Origin of the sequence: Novosphingobium sp., assembly GCF_041915465.1 — a bacterium.
Taxonomy (GTDB): Bacteria; Pseudomonadota; Alphaproteobacteria; order Sphingomonadales; family Sphingomonadaceae; genus Novosphingobium.
Genome location: NZ_JAYSBK010000125.1, coordinates 1 through 7,645 on the forward strand (window position 1 = coordinate 1; position 7,645 = coordinate 7,645).

6 protein-coding genes are annotated in these 7,645 nt (G+C 65.0%); 2 read left to right on the forward strand and 4 right to left on the reverse strand.

The window, feature by feature from the left end:
- Positions 1-149: GcrA family cell cycle regulator (locus tag ACE3SN_RS15220; RefSeq protein WP_374531441.1), on the forward strand; the 149-nt coding region annotated here is incomplete at its 5' end.
- A gap of 78 nt (positions 150-227) precedes the next feature.
- Entirely contained in the window at positions 228-1,382 is a 1,155-nt protein-coding gene (locus ACE3SN_RS15225) for a diguanylate cyclase (protein WP_374531431.1), read from the forward strand.
- A 5-nt stretch (positions 1,383-1,387) separates the two neighbouring features.
- Here the strand turns inward: ACE3SN_RS15225 and ACE3SN_RS15230 are convergent, their stop codons facing one another.
- The 4 genes from ACE3SN_RS15230 to pnp all read right to left on the reverse strand — a co-directional run bounded on the left by ACE3SN_RS15230 (position 1,388) and on the right by pnp (position 7,564).
- Positions 1,388-2,242: an SDR family oxidoreductase gene (locus tag ACE3SN_RS15230; RefSeq protein WP_374531433.1), complete on the reverse strand. Its 855-nt coding sequence runs from the start codon at positions 2,240-2,242 to the stop codon at positions 1,388-1,390.
- Between the two features lie 59 nt (positions 2,243-2,301).
- Entirely contained in the window at positions 2,302-3,042 is a 741-nt protein-coding gene (locus ACE3SN_RS15235; RefSeq protein ID WP_374531435.1) for a DUF3142 domain-containing protein, read from the reverse strand.
- Positions 3,012-5,144 (reverse strand): hypothetical protein, encoded by a 2,133-nt coding sequence (locus ACE3SN_RS15240; protein WP_374531437.1) that lies wholly within the window; start codon positions 5,142-5,144, stop codon positions 3,012-3,014. Before ACE3SN_RS15240 ends, ACE3SN_RS15235 begins: the two co-directional genes overlap by 31 nt.
- A 125-nt stretch (positions 5,145-5,269) precedes the next feature.
- Positions 5,270-7,564, reverse strand: a complete 2,295-nt coding sequence (gene pnp, locus ACE3SN_RS15245; protein ID WP_374531439.1) for a polyribonucleotide nucleotidyltransferase — start codon at positions 7,562-7,564, stop codon at positions 5,270-5,272.
- Positions 7,565-7,645 lie beyond the last annotated feature (81 nt).

Below are 7,645 nucleotides of genomic sequence, written 5' to 3' on the forward strand. Positions count from 1 at the left end.
AGCCCGATTTCCACTTCTGCGGTGAAAAGGTGAACCCCGGTTTCCCCTATTGCGTGGAGCATTGCGGCCGCGCCTACCAGGCGCAGTTGCCGCGCGGCCATCGTCGTCCGCCCCCGCCGCTGCCCTTCGGCGGTCCGCGCGTTCGGTAACGCTCCGCCTACGCGCGGCTCGCTGCTTCTTTGATATCGGGGACTTAAACTCCGGTGCGGGGTGCCGTTAACCATGGCATGACCGCACACGACCCCTTACTCGGCCGCCAGCGCGGCGGCTTGCTCGGCTGGCTTGGCTTTGGCGCGAGCCCGCCAGCTGACCTTGCGCCGGACGACCAGCCGGAGGTTTCCGGCCCGCGCCGGGATCGTCGTCAGATCGCGCGCGAGCGTCACCTGAGCGAGATTCTTGCCTTCCTTGACGTCCACCAGCTCGAAGTGACCGCTCATACGCTGACTGCGGCGCACAACTATGTCACCGGGGCCGATCCGCAGATGGTCCGCCAAATCGACCGCCAGGTGCAGTCCCGCAAGCCGGTTACCTCCGACTGGCTGGACGAGATCGCCGGGCCGGCGAGCGATGACGATGACGTCACCGTCCTGACCCGGCTGATGGATCGGCTTGAGACCAGCATCGAGGAGTTCGCCCGCACCAGCACCGATGCCCACAAGGCCACCAGCGAATACCAGTCCGCGCTCGAGGAACACGTCGGCGAGTTGGAGCAGGTGAACATCGCCGGCGAGGTGATTTCCGAACTCGCCACGATCGCCAAGGTCATGCTCAAGCGCACGCGTGACATCGAAAAGCAGATGTTGCGGAGCGAAGCCCAGACCCGCGTGCTGCGACGCCGGCTCGACGAAGCCCGCCGCAACGCCGAGGAAGACATGCTCACCGGCCTGCCCAATCGCCGCGCCTTCGAAGCCCGCTTCGAAGAGGAGTATCGCAGTGCCCGGGCTTCTGCCGAAGCCCTGTGCGTCGCCTTTTGCGACATCGACAACTTCAAGCGCGTCAACGACAGCCACGGCCACGACGCGGGCGATCGCGTTCTCAAGCTGGTGGCCGAGGCGCTTGCCAAGATTTCGGACGATCGCTGCCACGTCGCCCGCCACGGAGGCGAGGAATTCGTTCTGCTGTTTCGCGACATGCCGCTGGAGCAAGCCTACCAGCGGCTCGATCTGCTGCGCGCACAACTGGCCGAGCGTCGCCTGATCAACCGCGCCACCGACGAACCCTTCGGCCAGATCTCGTTCTCGGGCGGGATCGCCGATGTCTTCGCCTTCTCCGACCGGCGCGCCGCCCTGAAGGCGGCCGATGCGGCACTGTATCACGCCAAGCAGGGGGGCAAGAACCGGATCGAGATTGCCCAGCGGATCGAGCTTAACGACGCGGCTTGAACCGATCAGATCCCCCGAACGGCCGAATTTTCCACGTCGGGCGTAGCATCGAGCACGGCCTGCGAGCGCGCGCGCTGCCAGTCCTTGAAGATGCCGTGAGTGACGATGTAGGTCGAATTTTCGAGGATCCCGCGCGCCACCATTTCACCCACTTCCTCGGGCTCCATCCAGGTATCGCCGACCACGCGCTCTGAGAGCTTTTGCTCGCTCTCGGCAAAGCCGCTGCCTGCGCGCAGGTGTTCTGGGCGGTTTTGGATGGCCTGATGGATGTTGGACTTGATCGGACCGGGCAGCAGGATCGAAACGCCGATCCCCTGTTCGGCCAGTTCCGGCTTCACCGCTTCGCAGTAATGGCACACGGCAGCCTTGCTGGCGGCATAGATCGCAAGATGCGGCGGCATCACCACTTCGGCGGCCAGGCTGGCCGTGGACACGATGTGCCCACCCCGGCCATGCGCGATCATTTGCGGGAGGAAGCTGACAAAGCCGTTGATCACCCCGCCGATGTTCACGCCGAAGCCAAAGTCATAGTCAGCATAGGTTGCTTTCAGGATCGGCCCTTCAAGGCCGACCCCCGCATTGTTGACCAGAATGTCGATCCCGCCGAAATCGGCCTGCATCTTCGCCGCCGCTTCGGCATAGGCATCGCGGCTGGTGACATCGAGCTGCAATGCCGAAACCGCATTCGATCCGGTTCCGCCGGCAAATTGGGCCAGTGCGTTTTCGATATGATCAGCGCGCAAGTCTGCAATCACCACGCGCGCGCCGCGCTCCACCAGCACCTTGGCGATGCCAAGCCCGATGCCGCTTGCCCCGCCCGTGACGAACGCCGTCTTGCCGGCAAAATCCTTGATATGCATTGGGTTCCTCTCAACCACTCCGATTTGTAAGTAATACTAACAAATGTGAAGATCGCTGGCTAGGGCGCAGGAGCGAGCAGGAACACCACGAAACCGCGAAAGTGGGGCGCGCGGCGCAAGCCGGGTGGTTCGCGCCATTCCCCGCCTTGGGCCAGCGCGACCTTGAACGGAATCGGCAGCGTACCAAGCCGCGCCAGGTAGTTTTCGTATCCCGGGATCGTGCTGCGCCCCTGATAGGTTTGCACCACGACCTCGTCGACCACGCCTGCCAGGACCGCCAGCGCAGCCGGATCGCCATTCGCGCTCCAGTCCATCAAACCGGTGATCGAGAGCTGAAAGCGGGACGGTAGGCGGCGGCGCAGGTCTTGCAGAAATGCAACGTAGCCCGCCAGCCCGCGCGTTGCGGCATCGAAATCGACCTGTAGCCCCGCAACATGCGGATTTGCACTGGCCCAGCGGTCAAGTTCGGCGAGCACCGCGCCATAGGTCCGCTCGGTCCAGTCGAGCCGCTCGGTGCGCACCACCAGCCACAGTTCGGCCGCAACGCCGCGCGGGGCCGCGCGCAGCACGGCAAGCCGCGAGGGATCGGCGGCGCGCACTTCACCGCAAAGCGCGTAGATAGTCTTCGCGCGCGCCAGCCAGCCGGGTGCGCGCACTCCGGCCCACAGGAAGAAGGCGTCATACTCGCGCGGATCGACACGGCCCTGCCCGCGCCGTCCGCACGCTGCCAGCGCCAGCGCCGCACCGCCGATCAGCGCCGCGCGGCGGCTTACCAGTAGAAGCGCAGTTTCCTGGCCCACGGACTCTTCGGATATTCGGCCTTCAGCCGGTTGTACCATCCCTTGCGCACGGCGAGGTCCACCTCGTCCCCGCCGCAACTGTTGTTGCCCGCCGGGGCATAGCAGCGCACCGCGCGGTAGAGCGCATAGGCGCGGTCGTCTGCGCTGGCGCGCTTGTCGTCCATGACCGACTTGTAGACCGCGCTCCGGTTCATCGGCTTGCCAGCGAACAGTGCGGCGGCCCCGCCAAGCTCGTCGGGATGGGGGGGACTGTCGAGATAGGTGAACCCATCAAAGCCGTTGAGGCGCAGGAAATCCCCCCAGCACAGCCGCCCCTTCACGCTGGCGGGATTGGCCGCGAGCATCTGCGCAGTCGCCGCGATCGAGGGGCAGGCATAGCCGTCCGACGTGCGCCCGCGCGGGAACAGCCCGGCGGGGACATCGTCCATCAACTGAAAGTCCCACAGCCAGCCTTCCTTGCTCGCGCCGGGGCGGACCAGCGCCAGATCGCGCACGAAATCGCTGTAGAAACCACGTGTAAGCTGCTTGTAAAGCAGCGTAAATGCAGCGACATCGCGCTCGTGATCCCCGCGCGAGGGATCGGCGGCAACCGCGCGCAGCACATCCGGTCCGGCGGCGTACTGCAGCAGCCGTTCGCGCGTGAAGCCATCCTGAACCGGAGAGTCCTTGGCGAAAACCAGCCCCAGCTTGCCGTGGCGTTCATAGTTGAGCGCGAGCGCCAGCTCGACCACCTGGCGCTGGTGCATCGGTTCTGCGCCGTGCCTCAGTTCCAGCCAGAAGCTTGCCTCGTTCGGATCTTTCAATGCCGCCAGCGCCATGCCGCGCAGCACCTGGCGGCTGAAGGCAAAGGGGCCATAGGAGGGCTGGCGCGCATCGTCGGGGATCAGGGTCAGCACGCGCTTGTAATCGCCGGTCACGTAAAAGGCGTGGCTGGCTTGCAGGAAGGCATAGAGATCCGGCCACGAGGCAAAGGCGGCCTCCTGCGCCGCCAGCGCCTCTGCCGTCAGCTTGGGCGCCTCGCGCGGGGCATCAGCGGCATGGTCGTTACCGTAATCGTCTTCGGTGTAAGGCTGACGCATTGCCAACAAGTCCGCGACGGTGAGCAGCAGCGGTCCGCCCGCCCCGGCCGAAGCCTCGCGGGTCAGGAACTTGTTGTCGATCTCTTCGACCAGTTCGGGCGCATCCAGCGTGTCTGCGGGGACGCTTGCGGCCAGCCGCTCGTATTCCGCCCCCAGTGCGTGCCAGTCCGCGCCCAGCCACATCGCGCGGCGCAGCAGCCCTTGTGCGGACTCGGCATAAAGCCCCTTTGGCCAAGCCTTGAGAAAGCGTTCCAGCGCGGCCTTGCCTTCGGCCACCAGCGCCTTGTCGACCTTGTCCGGCCCGGCAAAATCGCCCCACTCGTTGAAAGCATCGGCCTGGGCGGCGCGCAGGGCGATCCGCCCGGTCATGTAGGCGGCGGTTTCCCGCACCCACGGGTCGCTGGCCCCGCCCAGCGATGCAAACGCGGCCCGGGCATCGCCCCAGCGTTCGCCGTAAACAGCATCCGCCCCCTGAAGATAGGCGAGAAACTCCTTGCCGCTGGCCGAGGAGATACTGGGCCAGGCGGTCTTGTGTTCGGGATCGCGGCAGGTTTCGCCGACCGCGGCACGGGCCTGCGTCAGCGCATCGAGCTCGGCGGCGGGCAGGGTCTTGGCGGCACCCAGCGCGGCGAGGAAGGCAAGCGTCGAAAGTGCGTGTTCGCCGCAGCTCGTGTCGACATATTCGGCCTCGGGCGCATCGGGATCATAGGCGCCCGCCGGATAATAGCTGTCGCGCAGCGTCTTCCAGTCGAAGAAGGTGTGACCGAACCCGCCCGCGCCATAGTCCGACTTGCGGTAGCTTAGCCCCGCCGTGCCGATGCCGCCCCGGTCGCGCATCAGGAACAGCAAGTTGATCCGGGTATCGTTGCCCGGGCTGAGCATGGCCAACCCCGAGCAATCGAGCTGGCGCTGATCGAGCTTCCAGTTGGGCGTGCAGGTATAGTCGCTGCTTGCCTCCAGCGCTGAAGGCAGGGCGGCAAGGCCCAGCACCGATGCCGCCAGCAGCAGGATGCGTCGTGTCATGTCGAGAGGTCCTTCAAGCCGGGCGCGCGTCCGGCAAGCAAGAAACACCCCGCACCACTTACTGGCAAGAAAAAAGGGGGCCGCCGCAGCAGCCCCCTTCGTATTTTCCGCTCAGGAACGAGGACTTAGTCGTCGCCCTTGAGGAACGCCGGCATGTGATCCGGGGTGCCGCCTTCTTCGCGGTCACGGCGGGGACCACGGTCACCGCCGTCACGGCGCGGGCCACGGTCGCCGCGACCGCCACGGTCACGGTCACCACGCGGACCACGGCGGTCGCCGCGATCGCCACGCGGTTCGCGCGGTTCGCGCGGCGGGCGGGTGTCTTCGAGTTCGGCGCCGGTTTCCTGATCGACGACGCGCATCGACAGGCGAACCTTGCCGCGCGGATCGATTTCGAGCACCTTGACCTTCACGGCCTGGCCTTCCGAAACCACGTCGGTCGGCTTTTCAACGCGCTCGTTCTTCATTTCGCTGACGTGGACGAGGCCGTCCTTGCCGCCCATGAAGTTCACGAAAGCACCGAAATCGACGATCGTGACGACCTTGCCGTCATAGATCTTGCCGACTTCCGGTTCCTCGACGATGCCAAGGATCCACTTCTTGGCGGCTTCGATCTGGCTGAGGTCGGACGACGAGATCTTGATCACGCCTTCGTCGTCGATGTCCACCTTCGCGCCGGTTTCGGCGACGATTTCGCGGATCACCTTGCCGCCGGTGCCGATGACGTCACGGATCTTCGACTTGTCGATCTGGATCGTCTCGATACGCGGGGCGTGGGCCGACAGTTCGGTGCGGGCCGAACCCAGCGCCTTGGTCATCTCGCCCAGGATGTGGGCGCGGCCGTCCTTGGCCTGGTTGAGCGCGGCTTCGAAGATTTCCTTCGTGATGCCGGCCACCTTGATGTCCATCTGCATCGTGGTGATGCCTTCGCTGGTACCGGCCACCTTGAAGTCCATATCGCCCAGGTGATCTTCGTCACCCAGGATGTCGGACAGCACGGTGAACTCGTCGCCTTCGAGGATCAGACCCATGGCGATGCCCGAGACCGGACGGGTCAGCGGAACGCCCGCGTCCATCATCGACAGCGCGCCGCCGCAGACGGTCGCCATCGAGGACGAACCGTTGGACTCGGTGATGTCCGAGACCACGCGGATCGTGTACGGGAAGTCTTCCTTCTTGGGCAGCACGGCCTGCAGCGCGCGCCAGGCAAGCTTGCCATGGCCAACGTCGCGGCGGCTGGGCGCGCCAAAACGGCCAACTTCGCCAACCGAATAGGGCGGGAAGTTGTAGTGCAGCATGAAGTTCGAATACGACAGGCCTTCGAGGCCGTCGATCATCTGCTCGGCGTCCTTGGTGCCCAGCGTGGTGGTGCAGATCGACTGCGTTTCACCGCGGGTGAACAGGGCCGAACCGTGGGTGCGCGGAAGGAAGCCGACCATCGATTCGATCGGGCGGACCTGCGTGGTCTTGCGGCCGTCGATGCGGGTGCCATCCTTGAGGATCGCGCCGCGAACGATATCGGCTTCGACCTTCTTGACCGACTTGATCGCAACCATCTGGGTCTGGGCGTCTTCACCGGCGAAGGCAGCCTTGGCCTTGTCGCGCGCCGCGTTGAGCGCGTTCGATCGGGCCGACTTATCGGTCAGCTTGTAGGCAGCGGCGATGTCATCGCCGATCAGTTCCTTGAGCTTGGCCTTGATCGCCGAATTGTCGCTGACAACGACTTCCCAAGGTTCCTTCGCGGCCTTTTCGGCGAGGTCGATGATCAGGTTGACGACCTTCTTGCACTCATCATGCGCGAACATCACGGCGCCGAGCATCACGTCTTCCGACAGCTCGCGGGCCTGCGATTCAACCATCATCACCGCGTTGCCGGTGGCGGCAACGACCAGGTCGAGCGCGCCGGCGGCAGCGACGTCCTGGCGCGGGTTGAGCGTGTAGGCACCGTCTTCGTAGCCCACGCGGCAAGCGCCGATCGGGCCCATGAACGGCACGCCCGAGATGGTGAGGGCAGCCGAGGCGGCGATCATCGCCAGCACATCGGGTTCGATTTCGCCGTCATAGCTCAGCACCTGGGCGATGACGTTGATTTCGTTATAGAAGCCTTCGGGGAACAGCGGACGGACCGGACGGTCGATCAGGCGGGAAACCAGCGTTTCCTTTTCCGTGGCGCCGCGTTCGCGCTTGAAGAAGCCGCCCGGGATACGACCGGCGGCGAAGAACTTTTCCTGGTAGTGGACGGTCAGCGGGAAGAAGTCCTGACCTTCCTTGACGCTCTTGGCGGCCGTGACGGCGCAGAGCACAACAGTTTCGCCATAAGTGGCGAGGACCGCGCCGTCAGCCTGACGGGCAATGCGGCCGGTTTCCAGCGTGAGGGTCTTTCCGCCCCACTCCATGGATACGGTTTTGACGTCGAACATTTCGTTTCCTTCAGCCCGCAGGCCCTATTGCGTGCGGGTTTTGCTGCCGGGTGAATCCGTCCCGGTCCGGTGTGGGGCACT